The following is a 13,342-nucleotide window of genomic DNA, read 5'->3' on the forward strand; positions in this document are numbered from 1 at the left end:
TGTGACTGAATTCGTATACTCCCTAGCCCTCCAGGCTAAGCAGGCCGTGCACTGAAGTCATCTCCGTATATTTCTCCAGAAAAGCCATTCCTTCTTCAATACACTCCACCCCGTACGAAATCGTCTTCTCAGCCGAAGTGAACGGGAAGGGAAAGCCGGCCCTCAGGCTCTTAAGCACCACAATGACTCTGCCGCTGTAGAGCAGCCCCCGGCCGAAGCCCTCACCGTTAATCTCTGCTGTACTCTGAATCATAAGGCCGCATCTCTCCTCCATAACGCCTGCCATGGCCTGGAACAGCAGTGGCACCTGCTGGCGGACCTTGGGCGACACCGCACAATTGAATTCCGATTGATCCTTATCCCCGGCCGATGCCAGGAACAGCTTCGCGATCTTCTCCAGCGGAGGAAGGCTGCTGTTACGTCCGAAAAAGTCTCCGGCATCCAGCAGATGACACAGACGCCGGATCAGGGCATCTGCGGTCTCCGGGTTCAGCTCCTTGCGTACTCTGGGACTGCGCTGCCTTGCCGCCGCAGCTCCCGGAATCACCATACCCTGCAGCGCCGCACTCTCATTAGCCATGGGTTCCATCCGCTTCTCCTCCTTCATTCTCTTCCGCTTCCTCTGCCCGCAGTACCTTGGCCAGCCACATCGGCGGCTTGCCCTGAAGCATCTCGACCAGCCGCTTCAGTTGCTCCTCGATAGGGCTGCCCAGCGGAACCTTCACCGGCATAATCTTCCGGCGAGTTACCCGTGCAGCGGCCGATGCGCCGATCTGCATGATGAAGATCAGAGTACAGTCGCCTACAGAATCCAGGCGGCTTTCGATTTTGCCAGCTTCATCCTGGTTCGGTACGGCAGACAGTCTGCGCAGTTCCACCAGCTCGGCCCCGGCTTTCGTTACATTATATACAGCGAACATCGGACTCTGTCCGAAATGCGCATTCACACGGCTTCCATCATCTGTGGCGAACGCTACTTTCACGGCTGCCTGCCTCCCTTTGCATTAACAGATTCCCTGCTTTATTACTCCATTCCATGGCTCCCCGGTACCCGGCCGAGACGGACATGTAAGCGCCAAGCTCATTCCAGACCGGGAACCCGGCCGGCATGAAAGCGGCACCCGTCCGCTGTGCCCCGGCAATCCCGTGGGAATTGCTGATCCAGAGATCCGCCCCCTTGCCCAGCACCTCGGCATCATCCAAATCACCCACCCACACCTCGCGCTCCATTCCCGCAATGAGCGGGGTCTCGAACGAAGTGATCAGCGCCCTCTGCTCTACGCCCAGCTCCTCCAGCCATCCCGAGACCGAATGCAGATGATCCGGTTCCAGTGCGGCAACAACCGACATTCCGGCAAATTGAAAATGCGCGTCCAGCATGCTGTCGAGCAGATTCTCCCGCTGCCAGCAATACCGCAGCGGCACCGGCTCCCCGCTGATCTGATGCAGGAAATGCAGCAGTTCATCGGTTGCTTTAAGCCCCATCGCCCCCTCGAATACCTTATACGGGGTGCCTATGGCATTGTGCAGCCGTCTGGCCGGACGCTCCATGCTGCCGCCCACGGCAATCGTCAGCCCGGACTGCAGGCTCTGGAGCATAGAGTCCAGCGGAACCCCGCCGCGCGTCAGCGGCGAGAAGCCGGTAAGCAGATGGCCGGACAAGGAGGTCGAGATATCCGGCAGCGCAATCACCTCGAAGCCGAAGGAGGAGATGATCTCCTTCAGCTCCATCACATCGGCCGGGGTTAAGAACGAGCCCGGCAGCAGCGTAATCTGCCGGGTATTCACGCTTCTTTGCCCCCGGTGTCCTACCTGCTGGATCATCTCGTCAATCATAGACTCCACCGTAGAGCTGAAGCCCGATTCCAGCGATCCGCGAAAATCAGGCAGCACCACGGAGAAGGCGAGACCTCCGCGCATATTCCGCTCTCTTTTATACGTCTTAAGCATGTTCTGATAATCCACACCGGCTACATCCGTCAATTCCGTCCCAATGATGCCGATAATATCCGGGCGGTGCTTGCTCAGCACCAGATTCAGCGCCTCCTCCAGATTGCGGTTGGCATCGAAGATGACATCCATCTCCTGCAGCGCCGAGGTCTGCACAGCAATCGGTTCCCGGAAATGACGGGTCAGGAGCGCCTTCGGAAAAGCGGAGCAGCCCTGGGAGCCGTGAATCAGCGGCATGGCCCGATAGCAGCCCTGCAAGGCCAGTACGGCACCCAGCGACTGCCCGATCTTCATCGGGTTAACCGATGCGGGCTTTTTTCTCCGGTTAACGGTCATAGGGTGGCGCCTCCTTATCCCAGGGAGCAGGGCTTGCCGCCAGCTTCCAGATCGGGTTCGCAAGTGAATAGGTCAGCTCTTTGGCCAGCCGCAGCAGCCCTTCATATCCGGCATACGCTTTGTGGCGCTCCTGATTAATATCAATGAAGGGAATCTGCTCTTTCATCGCCACATACATATTGCGGCCGCCGGCAATCATAATATCCGCCTTGCGCTCTCTTACCGTCTTGATAATCCGGCTGGCCCCGCCCTCGGGAATGTATTCCGTATCATCGCCCACGCGGTCGGCAATCCGCCGCACATCATCCTCCGTGCTTTTGTTCGTGCCTACCCCGACGACCTGAACGCCCAGCTCCTTCAGGGCCGAGATGACAGACCAGCTTTTGACCCCGCCCGTATAGAGCACAGCCCGCTTCCCCCTCAGCAGCTTGCGGTAAGGCCGCAGCTCCTGGCTTAACCTGGCTTCCTCCCGCTCGGTGAGCCGGTCCACACGCCGCTCCATCTCCCGGTCATTCATCAGATAGGCCATCTGGCGCAGTGAGTAGGTCGTCTCCTTCGCACCATAGAACGAGCCTTCGAAATACGGGATGCCGTATCTTGACTCCATCTCCTTGGCAAGGCCGAGCAGCGCCCGGCTGCAGACCACCATATTCACTCTCGCCCGGTGCGCCCACGTAATCTCCTTATAGCGGGCATCCCCCGTAATCCGTGAGGTTACGGCGATCCCGGCGCTGTTCATCAGCTTCTCAATATCCCACATCTCACCGGCAATATTGTACTCCCCGATCAGATTAACCCCGAGATCCGTCTCCGGCTCCGGCTCTCCCGTCCCGATGACATACTGCAGCAGCGCATCCCCCGCCAGCCGGTTCCCGAGATTCTTGCTCCCGACGAAGCCGGGGCTGTTCACCGGGATCACAGGAATCCCGAGCCGGTCCGCCGCCTCTTTGCAGACCGCATCCATATCTTCGCCGATTAGCGCGGTCACGCAGGTTGAATATACAAATATTGCCGGAGGCGCAAAGCGCCCGGCAATATAATCAATGCTGTCCTTCAATTTCTTCTCGCCGCCAAAAATAATATCAGAATCCGTAAGATCCGTAGCGAAGCCGTATTGGGACAGGGAGGGGCCGCTGGATAACGTGCCTCTGCTCTCCCAGCTGTTTCCGGCGCAGGCAATCGGTCCATGAACCAGATGCGCAGCATCCATAATCGGCAGCAGCGTGATCTGGGCTCCGTCGAAGGAGCAGCCTCCAGCAGCTTCGCCCGGCTTGGGCCTTGGACAGGGCTTCGCCTTAGGCGCTATGCTCCCGCAAGCCTGGGAATCAAATTCATCTTGCCGTAAAGGGTCCATCGGCTCTTCATCTCCTTCGCTTGAGAGGCTTGTGTTCCATACGAATCTTGCGTACTTCCTGATGAGGCAGGTGCCCATGATGGCAAGAATCCCGGCCCTTCGCCGCCCTTTCCGGATGAAGTGCAGCCGCAACAACCGCTGCTGCATATTCCGGGGGGGAGGAGAAGGCCAGGTTAGCAATCCAGTCCTTTTATAATGGCTAAAGACAAGCGGCTCTAGCGCACCAGCTCAAAATTAAAGCCGGAGTTATGATCATCAAGCTGCTGCAGAATCGTGTTCACGATCAGGCTGAGCAGATTGAGTGTTCCCTGATATCCGATAATCGGATAACGGTGCATGTGATGGCGGTCGAAGATCGGGAAGCCGACCCGCACTAGCGGCACCTCCGCATCCTTGGCGGCAAATTTCAGATGGGAGCTGCCAATCGCCAGATCCACCTTGTCATTCAGCAGCAGCGAGCGCATATGCCACAGGTCTTTGCCGACATGCACAGTAGCTTCGGTGCCATACGGACTTGCTGCCAGCAGCGCTTCGGCCTCATCCTTGAACTTCACTTCATTGAAGTCCACATCACCATTCGAGCAGATAATATGCACCGGCTCCATCCCGGTCTCCAGGCAGAATCCGATCAGGCCAATAAGCAGATCGGGGTCGCCTACCAGCGCTACCCGCTTGCCATGCAGGTAAGGGTGACTGTCCATCAGTGCATCCACGACACGGCCGCGTTCTTCCGTGAGCATTGCTGGAACCGGGAGGCCGGTCAGCTCACTGATCGTAGCCAGCAGAGTATCTGTGCCCTTAATGCCCAGCGGCGTGGATAACGCTGCCAGCTGCTGGTTCCAGGTACCGCTGATATATTCCTGGGTCTTCTTCAGCGTATACTTTTGCAGGGACAGGGTTGCAAGCGCATTGGCTGCCTGCGGAACATCCGCCAGCTTCGTGCCGCCGTAGTAGTATTCATACTCTCCGGTTGCCGGTGAATCGTAGTTCCCGCTATGGTCTCCAAGTATGGTGTACTTGGTATCGAAGGCTCCCAGAATCTTGCGCAGCTCTGCGAAGTTGCCGGTGTACGGCTCAAAGCCCAGCATCACATTCAGCTTCTCTCCGCTCTCCGCCCCGCTTCCCGGCTTGCTCTCGATACCCGAACGGGTGTAGAGGTAGCTCAGGATACCCTTGATCATGGCATCGTAGCCAGTGATATGTGAGCCGACGAAGCTCGGGGTGTTGCAGTAGGCTACCGGATATTCCTCACTGATTACCCCTTTAATCCGGGCATTGCCGATAAAAGAGTTCAGGTCATCCCCGATGACCTCAGCCATACAGGTGGTACAAATCGCAACCATCTCCGGTTTGTACAAGGCGACACTGTTCTCCAGACCGTCAATCAGGTTGTTCATCCCGCCGAATACGGCTGCATCCTCTGTCATGGATGTGGACACGGACGGCGTAGGCTCCTTGAAGTGGCGGCTGAGATGGCTGCGGAAGTAGGCGTTGCAGCCCTGCGACCCGTGTACAAACGGCAGCGTCTTCTCGAACCCGAGTGCGGCCATGACCGAACCCAGCGGCTGGCAGGCTTTATGCGGATTGATCACCACATTCTGGCGGCTGAAATTCTTCTCCATATATTCGGCAGACTTGGAATAAGCGAGTGCTTCGGCGGTCTCCTGCTCGCTGCAGGGCGCTTCGAACTGCTTCTTGTTCTCCCGCTGCTGCACATAACGTTCTTCTTTGAACAAGCTGGTATTATCTTTAATGTTCAGTTCATCCCTGCTCATACGCCCGCCTCCTTCGGCTCCATTGTTCCTCGTCTGCTTACCAGATCCCATACCGGGCTGTTCACAGTCATATCCATATCCTTCGCAAACACCTTAAAGCCGTCGAAGCCGTGATACGGGCCGCTATAATCCCAGGAATGCATCTGACGGAACGGCACACCCATTTTGTGATAGACATATTTCTCCTTCACGCCTGAGCCTACCAGATCAATGTTCATCTTCTTCGTAATTTCTTCCAGCTCGTAAGCTGTAGGATCATCCATGACGATGGTTCCTTCCGCAAGCATCGGGAGCATCTTCTCATAGTCATCCTTGTGGGCGAATTCATAACCGGAGGCTACGATATCCATCCCCAGATCTTCATAAGCTCCGATGGTATGGCGGGAACGCAGGCCCCCGATCATCAGCATGACGGTCTTATTTTCCAGACGCGGTCTGTATTTGCGGATCACTGCATCCATAACCGGCTTGTATCTGGCGATCATCTGCTCGCAATTCTCCTGAATCGTAGCATCGAAAAGTGCTGCAATCGCCCGCAGGCTCTCATATGTCTTCGTAGGCCCGAAGAAATTATATTCCAGCCATGGGATGCCGTAGGCCTTCTCCATATGGTCCACCATATAGTTCATGGAGCGGTGGCAGTGGATCAGGTTCAGCTTCGCTTTGTGGGCTACCTCCAGTTCGTTCAGAGAGCCGTCACCGGACCACTGGGCAATAACGCGCAGGCCCATCTCTTCCAGCAGAATGCGGGAGGCCCAGGCGTCGCCGCCAATGTTATAGTCGCCGATGATATTCACATCGTAGGGACCAGTCTCCGCCAGCTCGGCACGGCCCATCACGAAGTCACGGATCGCATCGTTCGCTATATGATGGCCCAGCGACTGGCTGACCCCGCGGAAGCCTTCGCAGCGTACCGGAACAATCGGCATCGCAAGCTCCTTGGACATCTTCTTCGACACCGCTTCGATATCATCGCCGATCAGGCCGACCGGACATTCCGACTGGACAGAGATCCCCTTTGCCAGCGGGAACATCTCGGTAATCTCACGCATAATGACGGCCAGCTTCTTATCCCCGCCGAACACGATATCCGTCTCCTGAAAATCACTGGTAATCTGCATCGCCGTAAAGTTATCGATGCCAAGCGTCCCATTCGCAAAATTACGGCGTGAGCCCCAGCTATACTGTCCGCAGCCCACCGGCCCGTGACTGATATGGACCATATCCTTGATTGGGCCCCAGACCACCCCTTTGGAGCCGGCATAGGCGCAGCCGCGCGGGGTCATGACACCCGGACGGGATTTGATATTGGACTTCACCGCACAGGTGCTGCAATCAATGGCCTTTTCATCCGCCACCTGAAAATGCTTCTCGCGGTCCTTCCGCGCCTTTTTGGGATAGGCTTCCAGAATCTCCTCAACCAGCTTCTGATTCTCTTCAATACTCAGTCCCATGATTTGACCCTCCTTTTCTCTTCGCCTCAGAGCTTATTGCCCGGAAGCCTGCAGCTTCTTGATCGCAGCTTCTTCATCTTCAATGATGCCGAATTCCATCAGCAGCTCTTCCAGCTCTTCCATCGAGATCGGGGTAGGGATGGTCAGCATTTTGTTATTGAGGATTTTCTCGGCCAGTATTTCATATTCTTTGGCCTGCTGGTGTTCAGGGTTATATTGGGCTACGGTCATTCTGCGCAGCTCGGCATGCTGAACGATGTTGTCGCGGGGAACAAAGTGAATCATCTGTGTGTTCAGACGGCGGGCCAGCTCCATAATCAGCTCATCCTCACGGTCTGTATTCCGGCTGTTACAGATCAGGCCTCCGAGTCTCACACCGCCGCTGGTCGCATATTTCAGGATACCGCGGGCGATATTGTTCGCTGCGTACATCGCCATCATCTCGCCGGAGCAGACGATATAGATCTCCTGGGCCTTGCCCTCACGGATCGGCATGGCGAATCCGCCGCATACCACGTCACCCAGTACGTCATAGGAGACGAAATCCAGATCCTGATAGGCGCCCTCCTGCTCCAGGAAGTTAATCGCAGTGATAATCCCGCGTCCTGCGCAGCCTACCCCCGGTTCCGGTCCGCCGCACTCTACGTTGATAATGTCGCCGAAGCCTGTCTGCAGCACATCTTCAAGCTCCAGGTCCTCTACGGAGCCAAGCTCAGCCGCCAGTTCCAGCACGGAGTTCTGGGCTTTGGTATTCAGGATCAGACGGGTGGAATCCGCCTTCGGGTCACAGCCTACGATCATGACTCTTTGTTCGAATTTGGTGGCCAGCTGAGCCAGGGTGTTTTGTGAAGTTGTCGATTTACCGATACCGCCTTTACCGTAGAAAGCTATTTGTCTCATTGTTCATCATCCCTTCGAAATGTTTATATTTTCAAAATAAGAGCTGTACTTCACGCTTTCGAGAATGGCTTCCTGAATGCCGCCTTTGCGGACAAGAGGCAGGACACCGATTTTGTTCAGGCTGGCCCTTGGGGCCTCTCCGATGCCGGAGCAGAGAAGAATGCGGCAGTCACTTAGAATCGATATAATTTCTTGCAGTGTAGCTGCTTTGTCACCGTTACAATCGGCCTTGCCATGGCAATAGGCTTGGATCTTGCGGACACCCAGAAGCTGTACATCCGTTCCGTCGGTGTCGTAGACCAGGAACTCAGTGGCATGACCGAAATGCTGATTCACCTTGTCGCCGCCTCTGGTGGCAACCGCGACCCGTGTCTTCGGCCCTCCGGCCTGAATGCGTCTGGCCTGTTTGGCTAAGACTCGCTCGCGGATCTTGGTGTCCAGCTCACTCTGAAACATCGCCCGGGCTTCTTCATTAATGACCGGTTCAGCCTCCATCGCTTCGAGCGGGAAATCGGGATTGCGGTCCTGGCCCAGCAGCCCGATCGCATCGGCCCGGCATTGCCGGCAGTGACGCATAACCTTCATCCCCCCGCGGCCCAGCTGCTCCTGCAAATTAAGCAATTCTTTGGGACGGGGCGCCTTGCGGCCATCCGCTTCATACTGGCTGCCTGGTGCGATAATAAGAGGTGTTACATTGTGTAGCGTAGCCCCGAGCTCTTTTACCCGCGCTGACACTGCAGTCAGATGATGATCGTTAACCCCCGGAATCATAATGGAATTCACTTTAACCAGAATCCCCAGCTTCGCCAGCATTTCAAGTCCCAGTAATTGACGGCTGATCAGCAGCCCGGCTGCCTCTCTGCCTTCGTACCGGACCCCTTCATCGAACACCCAGGGATAAATCGCCTGGCCGACATCAGGGTCGATAGCATTGATGGTGATCGTGACATGGCGGATGCCCAGCTCCATAATCTCATCCACATGCCGGTACAGCGTGAGTCCGTTAGTGCTGAGACAGAGGGAGACATCAGGCACATGCTTCCTGACCCGGGCGAAGGTATCGAAGGTCTGCTCCGGGTTCGCCAACGGATCTCCCGGTCCGGCTACACCCACTACCGAGAGCTGCATCAGTTGGGCCGCAACTCCCCGTACCTTGCGTTCCGCCTGCTCCGGAGTAAGCACCTCACTAACCACGCCCGGCCTGCTCTCATTCACACAGTCGAACTTGCGGTTACAGTAATTGCACTGGATGTTACAGGCGGGAGCAACCGGGATGTGCATCCGGGCATAAAACCGGTGAGCCTCCTCGCTGTAGCAAGGGTGGCGGCTAATCTCCTCCTCCGCTTCACTTGATAGACATGACGGCTGCATCATTTCCCACCTCCTAAAAGTTTTACGGAGCATTTGCTCCTTGAAACCACTTCGCAGTAAAACTCGCTTCGGAAGCATCTGCTTAAGTTTTGTAAGCGAAGCCTATCTACTTTTTTTCCTATGCGACGGTTCAAATGGCCTTTGGTATGGTTAATGTCATTTTAACTAACACTTCCTTTACTTGGCCGCTTTAATTAGTCTCATCATATTTTCATTACCGGGGATCGTCAATTAGTCCAACGTTTATTTCGCCCTTTATTTCCTTTTGTTTGCAGTTTCGCCATATGATATGTCAACTTATATGGCTCACACTTATCATGTTTCCGTTTTCAGGCCTGTCATTTTCTATTGATATTTGTTCTCAAAAGGCATTGACAACGCCTCTCAACTCGGATATGATACTTTTAGCCAGAAACGAATCACCTAAAATTTCATATAATCCCGTAAAGGGGAGTAGCTGTTAGATAAAATCGTCAATACGAGAATATGAGGATATTCTCCGGTTTTATCGGCAATAAATTTTTGTTAGCGAGACCTTTACCAACCAGGTTACCTTTATTCCAAAGGCTAATCTGTTTGGTAAAGGTCTTTTTTATATAGTTTTGGTTACAATAGTTGTATCATGGGTATTTTTACTCAAAAAAGCAGCTAAACCACATGAGGAGGAAACAGCAATGGATTGGGGATTATTATTAGAATACGGATGGGTATTGCTCGTTCTCGTAGCACTGGAAGGGCTGCTTGCCGCAGACAACGCACTTGTACTAGCGATTATGGTTAAACATCTTCCTGATGAGGAACGTAAGAAGGCGTTATTCTACGGATTGGCCGGAGCGTTTGTGTTCCGGTTCGGGTCGCTGTTCGTCATCTCCTACCTGGTGGACATCTGGCAGGTACAAGCCATCGGTGCGCTATATCTGTTATTTATCGCGGGGAATCACATTTTCCGAAAAGTGTTATTCGCTAAGCCGGTCACGGAAGACGCCGCTGAAAGCGGAAGCCCTGGTGCTGTAAATAAGAAGAAAGCCAGCTTCTGGTTCACCGTACTTAAGGTCGAAGTAGCAGATATTGCCTTTGCCGTAGACTCCATCCTCGCAGCCGTAGCCTTGGCCGTTGCTCTTCCTGCCAGTGGTATCCGCAACATCGGCGGCCTCGACGGCGGACAGTTCCTTGTAATCTTCGCGGGCGGCTTCATTGGTCTCGTTATTATGCGGTTCGCTGCTTCCTTCTTCGTTAAGCTGCTTCACACCCGTCCGGGTCTTGAGGTTGCTGCCTTCTTCATCGTCGGCTGGGTAGGGGTTAAGCTCGCTGTTATCACCTTGGCCCACCCTGCTCTGGGTGTATTGTCCGAAGACTTCGCACACAGCACCTGGTGGAAACTGACCTTCTATGTAGTTCTGATCATCATTGCGGCTACAGGCTGGTTCTTGAGCAGTGTCAAGACCGAAGAGAATGTCGGCGAGAATCCGGTCAAGGAAGTCGACAAGCAGCTCGGTAAATAATCTTTATTAGAAAGAAAATATGGTCCATAAAATAAAAGAAATCGCCCCTTGGGATGGATGATGATTTTCCATCTTACCAAAGGGCGATTTCTTTTTGAGTTTTTGAAACTTAGGTGTATCACATCCCGCTTAAACAGCTATCTCCGCCACTTCATGAATCTGTAATCCAGCACATCCACCAGCAGAAATAGCACGAACCCCACCAGACTGAACAGCATAATTCCGGCGTACATCTCAGGGTAGTCCAGCCGCAGCCAGGCATCCATGATAAAGAAGCCCATGCCATGCTCCGTACCGTAGATTTCAGTGAAAAAGAGTATGGAAATCGCTGTACCCAACGATATGCGAATTGTGCTGAGGATCACCGATAAAGCGCCGGGAAGCGTCACATTCCAGAATTTCTGCATCGTGCTGGCACCAATACTCGTCAGGACATCATAAGTACTCTCAGGGATAGCCTTCACACCATCACGTACCGAGATAATGACCTGGAACAGTAGAATCAGCATAATCATCAGCACCTTGGAGGTTTCTCCAAGGCCGAAGAAGAGCATGACTACCGGCAAGAGCGCAATTTTGGGAATCGGATAGGTCAGATAGACGACCGGGTCCAGTACCCGGTTCCAGAAGGGAGAACGGCCCATTAGCAGACCGGCCAGCAGACCTAGCAGCAGAGCCAGCAGCACACCTTCAAAGATCCGCAGCAGACTGTAGCCGACATTCAGCGCCACATCATGGGCCCCCAGCTGAAACATTGCCTTATAGACCGCACACGGGCTAGGCAGAATCGCGTGATTCATGAGCAGATAAGCGACATACCAGACAACATTCATTCCGGCAAAAACGAGCAGCAGGCGCAGCAGGTGAATAAAATGCCGTCGTTTTACCATTTCTCTATCATTACCTTTCGGATTCTCTTGAACTGCATGAAGTATTCATCGCTCTCCCGCTTCTCGGAATGCTTCATGGCAAATATAGCGGCGTTATCAAGAATCTCCGGCGGCTCATGCTGCCCGGGCAGCATGATGATAATCTTCTGTCCCAGGAGAATCGCCTCCTCCACATCGTGGGTAACGAACAGTGTGGTCGCCGGATGCGCCTGCCAGTTGTCGATAAAAATCTGCTGCAGCCCTTCCCGCGTAATGGCATCCAGCGCCGAGAACGGCTCATCCAGCAGCAGAAGGGTCGGCAGAATGGCAAAGGCACGGGCAATGGCCACGCGCTGCTGCTGACCACCGCTCAGCGAGAGCGGAAACCGGCCGGCGAGCTGGGCGATCCCCATGGCTTCGAGCCAATGCATAATTTGCCGGTCCTGCTCCCGTCGATCCTGGCCCGCCCCGCCGGGACGGGCAATCCGCATTGCAATCCGGATATTGCCCTTGACCGTCTTCCAGGGCAGCAGGCCATAATTCTGCGGCACGAGTCCGATCAGCGTCTCCTTCTCATGGACAGATCTGCCATTGAAGAGCAGCTCTCCCTCATAACCGGGCAGCAGGCCGGCAATCGCCCGCAGCAGCGTGGATTTGCCGCTGCCCGAGGGGCCGATCACCGTATAAATCCCGTGCTCCGGCAGGGTCAGGCTCATCTCACCCAGAGCCAGCTGCCCGTTCTGATAAGCTACATGCAGCTGATGAATGCGGAGACCGCTATTTTTTAAACTGGACATCGGAGATCACATCTTCAGCCGATAGCGTTTTGGTCAGCAGTCCTTTTTCACGGGCCCAGGCAAAAGCAGCCTCCACTTCCTTCACATCCACCTGGTTCGCAGGCAGATACTCCGGCACCTTAATCTCATTCTTCAGCGTATCGGGATAGCCCACTTCCTTAATAATCAGGTCGATATATTCCGATTGATCATGTGTCTTCATATAATCGACTGCTTCATCATAAGCAGCGTACATATCGCGAATTCCCTGACCCTTGGCATCAATGGCACTCTGCGGAAAAGCCAGCACAAACGGATTGATCCCCGCACTATGGGTGGAGCTGAGAACGCGCAGACCGGCAGTACGGCCCATGGTTACAAAAGGCTCCGGCAAAACTGCCGCATCCGCCTTATTATTCTTAAGCAGCTCCAGACGCGTTGGAATCTGCGGCACTTCCGTTACGGTAATATCGGCTTCTGTCAGGCCTGCCTGCTTAAGCATCATGGCGGCGGTATATTGGGTCGAGGTATTCTTGGACAGGATTACGGTTTTCCCCTTCAGATCCTTTACCTCTTTCACTTCATCATTTCCGGTCAGCAGGTCGAATTCACCTGTGGTCGTGCTGGTGATTTTCACATCGAGTCCTGCTTCATTATAGATCGAGATCGCCACCAGATCCGCACTGAGGCCATCTACCTTACCCGCCTGAAAAGCCACATCTCGATCCTTCGCGCTCTTGAAGGTCTGGATATCCAGGTTCACATGATGCTTCTGATCAAATCCCTGCTCATGGGCAATAATAAAAGGAATCGCATCGATGGATGGCAGCAGTCCCAGCGATATCGTAACAGCCTCAGCAGGTGCAGCTGCAGCAGCTCCTGTATTTGCATTCTTGGCATTTCCTGCCTGATTTGCGCTACCGCATCCGGCAGCTGTCACGCTGACAGCCGCAGTCAGCACGACCAGCTTCATAAGGTGTTTCCAGTTTCTTGTCTTCATGAATCTTAATTCCCCCATCTCTTATCGGTTACGCTTCATGCGAATTTATTCACAT

The 13,342-nt window shown here is 54.3% G+C and carries 12 protein-coding genes; 1 reads left to right on the forward strand and 11 read right to left on the reverse strand.

What is annotated here, in order from left to right; all coding sequences use genetic code 11:
* Nucleotides 1-22: 22 nt before the first annotated feature.
* The 8 genes from MKZ07_RS16790 to nifB all read right to left on the reverse strand — a co-directional run bounded on the left by MKZ07_RS16790 (nucleotide 23) and on the right by nifB (nucleotide 9,143).
* The gene (locus MKZ07_RS16790) at nucleotides 23-589 is read right to left on the reverse strand and encodes a DUF269 domain-containing protein (RefSeq protein WP_036695761.1); all 567 of its coding nucleotides are present in this window, start codon (nucleotides 587-589) and stop codon (nucleotides 23-25) included.
* Entirely contained in the window at nucleotides 573-983 is a 411-nt protein-coding gene (nifX, locus tag MKZ07_RS16795; protein WP_036695758.1) for a nitrogen fixation protein NifX, read from the reverse strand. Before nifX ends, MKZ07_RS16790 begins: the two co-directional genes overlap by 17 nt.
* Nucleotides 958-2,286: a nitrogenase iron-molybdenum cofactor biosynthesis protein NifN gene (nifN, locus tag MKZ07_RS16800; protein WP_036695756.1), complete on the reverse strand. Its 1,329-nt coding sequence runs from the start codon at nucleotides 2,284-2,286 to the stop codon at nucleotides 958-960. The genes nifX and nifN overlap by 26 nt, the downstream gene beginning before the upstream one ends.
* Nucleotides 2,276-3,640 (reverse strand): nitrogenase iron-molybdenum cofactor biosynthesis protein NifE, encoded by a 1,365-nt coding sequence (gene nifE / locus MKZ07_RS16805; RefSeq protein WP_036695754.1) that lies wholly within the window; start codon nucleotides 3,638-3,640, stop codon nucleotides 2,276-2,278. Before nifE ends, nifN begins: the two co-directional genes overlap by 11 nt.
* Nucleotides 3,641-3,855: 215 nt before the next feature.
* On the reverse strand, nucleotides 3,856-5,415 hold the full coding sequence (nifK, locus tag MKZ07_RS16810; RefSeq protein WP_036695752.1) for a nitrogenase molybdenum-iron protein subunit beta: 1,560 nt from the start codon (nucleotides 5,413-5,415) through the stop codon (nucleotides 3,856-3,858).
* Nucleotides 5,412-6,869 (reverse strand): nitrogenase molybdenum-iron protein alpha chain, encoded by a 1,458-nt coding sequence (gene nifD / locus MKZ07_RS16815; RefSeq protein WP_036695747.1) that lies wholly within the window; start codon nucleotides 6,867-6,869, stop codon nucleotides 5,412-5,414. Before nifD ends, nifK begins: the two co-directional genes overlap by 4 nt.
* Before the next feature lie 33 nt (nucleotides 6,870-6,902).
* The gene (nifH, locus tag MKZ07_RS16820) at nucleotides 6,903-7,769 is read right to left on the reverse strand and encodes a nitrogenase iron protein (RefSeq protein WP_036695744.1); all 867 of its coding nucleotides are present in this window, start codon (nucleotides 7,767-7,769) and stop codon (nucleotides 6,903-6,905) included.
* A 6-nt stretch (nucleotides 7,770-7,775) separates the two neighbouring features.
* Nucleotides 7,776-9,143, reverse strand: coding sequence for a nitrogenase cofactor biosynthesis protein NifB (nifB, locus tag MKZ07_RS16825; protein ID WP_341026654.1), 1,368 nt, complete (start codon nucleotides 9,141-9,143; stop codon nucleotides 7,776-7,778).
* A gap of 671 nt (nucleotides 9,144-9,814) precedes the next feature.
* Here nifB and MKZ07_RS16830 point away from each other — a divergent pair.
* On the forward strand, nucleotides 9,815-10,642 hold the full coding sequence (locus tag MKZ07_RS16830; protein ID WP_036695740.1) for a TerC family protein: 828 nt from the start codon (nucleotides 9,815-9,817) through the stop codon (nucleotides 10,640-10,642).
* A 137-nt stretch (nucleotides 10,643-10,779) separates the two neighbouring features.
* On the opposite strand, the gene MKZ07_RS16835 is transcribed toward MKZ07_RS16830, so the two are convergent.
* Genes MKZ07_RS16835 through MKZ07_RS16845 form a run of 3 tightly spaced genes read right to left on the reverse strand, consistent with a single transcriptional unit; the run spans nucleotide 10,780 to nucleotide 13,287 of the window.
* Nucleotides 10,780-11,532, reverse strand: a complete 753-nt coding sequence (locus MKZ07_RS16835; protein WP_036695734.1) for an ABC transporter permease — start codon at nucleotides 11,530-11,532, stop codon at nucleotides 10,780-10,782.
* Complete coding sequence (locus tag MKZ07_RS16840) at nucleotides 11,526-12,308, reverse strand: ABC transporter ATP-binding protein (protein WP_036695729.1); 783 nt, start codon at nucleotides 12,306-12,308, stop codon at nucleotides 11,526-11,528. Before MKZ07_RS16840 ends, MKZ07_RS16835 begins: the two co-directional genes overlap by 7 nt.
* On the reverse strand, nucleotides 12,289-13,287 hold the full coding sequence (locus MKZ07_RS16845) for an ABC transporter substrate-binding protein (protein WP_036695727.1): 999 nt from the start codon (nucleotides 13,285-13,287) through the stop codon (nucleotides 12,289-12,291). The genes MKZ07_RS16840 and MKZ07_RS16845 overlap by 20 nt, the downstream gene beginning before the upstream one ends.
* Between the last annotated feature and the right edge of the window lie 55 nt (nucleotides 13,288-13,342).

Source organism: Paenibacillus sp. FSL P4-0338 (assembly GCF_038002365.1).
In the GTDB taxonomy this organism is placed as follows: domain Bacteria; phylum Bacillota; class Bacilli; order Paenibacillales; family Paenibacillaceae; genus Paenibacillus_AQ.

Bases quoted from the DNA above. Each gene is read 5' to 3' on its own strand.
- MKZ07_RS16835 (WP_036695734.1), bottom strand. From the start codon at position 11,532: ATGGTAAAACGACGGCATTTTATTCACCTGCTGCGCCTGCTGCTCGTT.
- MKZ07_RS16790 (WP_036695761.1), bottom strand. From the start codon at position 589: ATGGAACCCATGGCTAATGAGAGTGCGGCGCTGCAGGGTATGGTGATT.
- nifN (WP_036695756.1), bottom strand. From the start codon at position 2,286: ATGACCGTTAACCGGAGAAAAAAGCCCGCATCGGTTAACCCGATGAAG.
- MKZ07_RS16840 (WP_036695729.1), bottom strand. From the start codon at position 12,308: ATGTCCAGTTTAAAAAATAGCGGTCTCCGCATTCATCAGCTGCATGTA.
- nifB (WP_341026654.1), bottom strand. From the start codon at position 9,143: ATGATGCAGCCGTCATGTCTATCAAGTGAAGCGGAGGAGGAGATTAGC.
- MKZ07_RS16830 (WP_036695740.1), top strand. From the start codon at position 9,815: ATGGATTGGGGATTATTATTAGAATACGGATGGGTATTGCTCGTTCTC.
- nifE (WP_036695754.1), bottom strand. From the start codon at position 3,640: ATGGACCCTTTACGGCAAGATGAATTTGATTCCCAGGCTTGCGGGAGC.
- MKZ07_RS16845 (WP_036695727.1), bottom strand. From the start codon at position 13,287: ATGAAGACAAGAAACTGGAAACACCTTATGAAGCTGGTCGTGCTGACT.
- nifK (WP_036695752.1), bottom strand. From the start codon at position 5,415: ATGAGCAGGGATGAACTGAACATTAAAGATAATACCAGCTTGTTCAAA.
- nifH (WP_036695744.1), bottom strand. From the start codon at position 7,769: ATGAGACAAATAGCTTTCTACGGTAAAGGCGGTATCGGTAAATCGACA.
- nifD (WP_036695747.1), bottom strand. From the start codon at position 6,869: ATGGGACTGAGTATTGAAGAGAATCAGAAGCTGGTTGAGGAGATTCTG.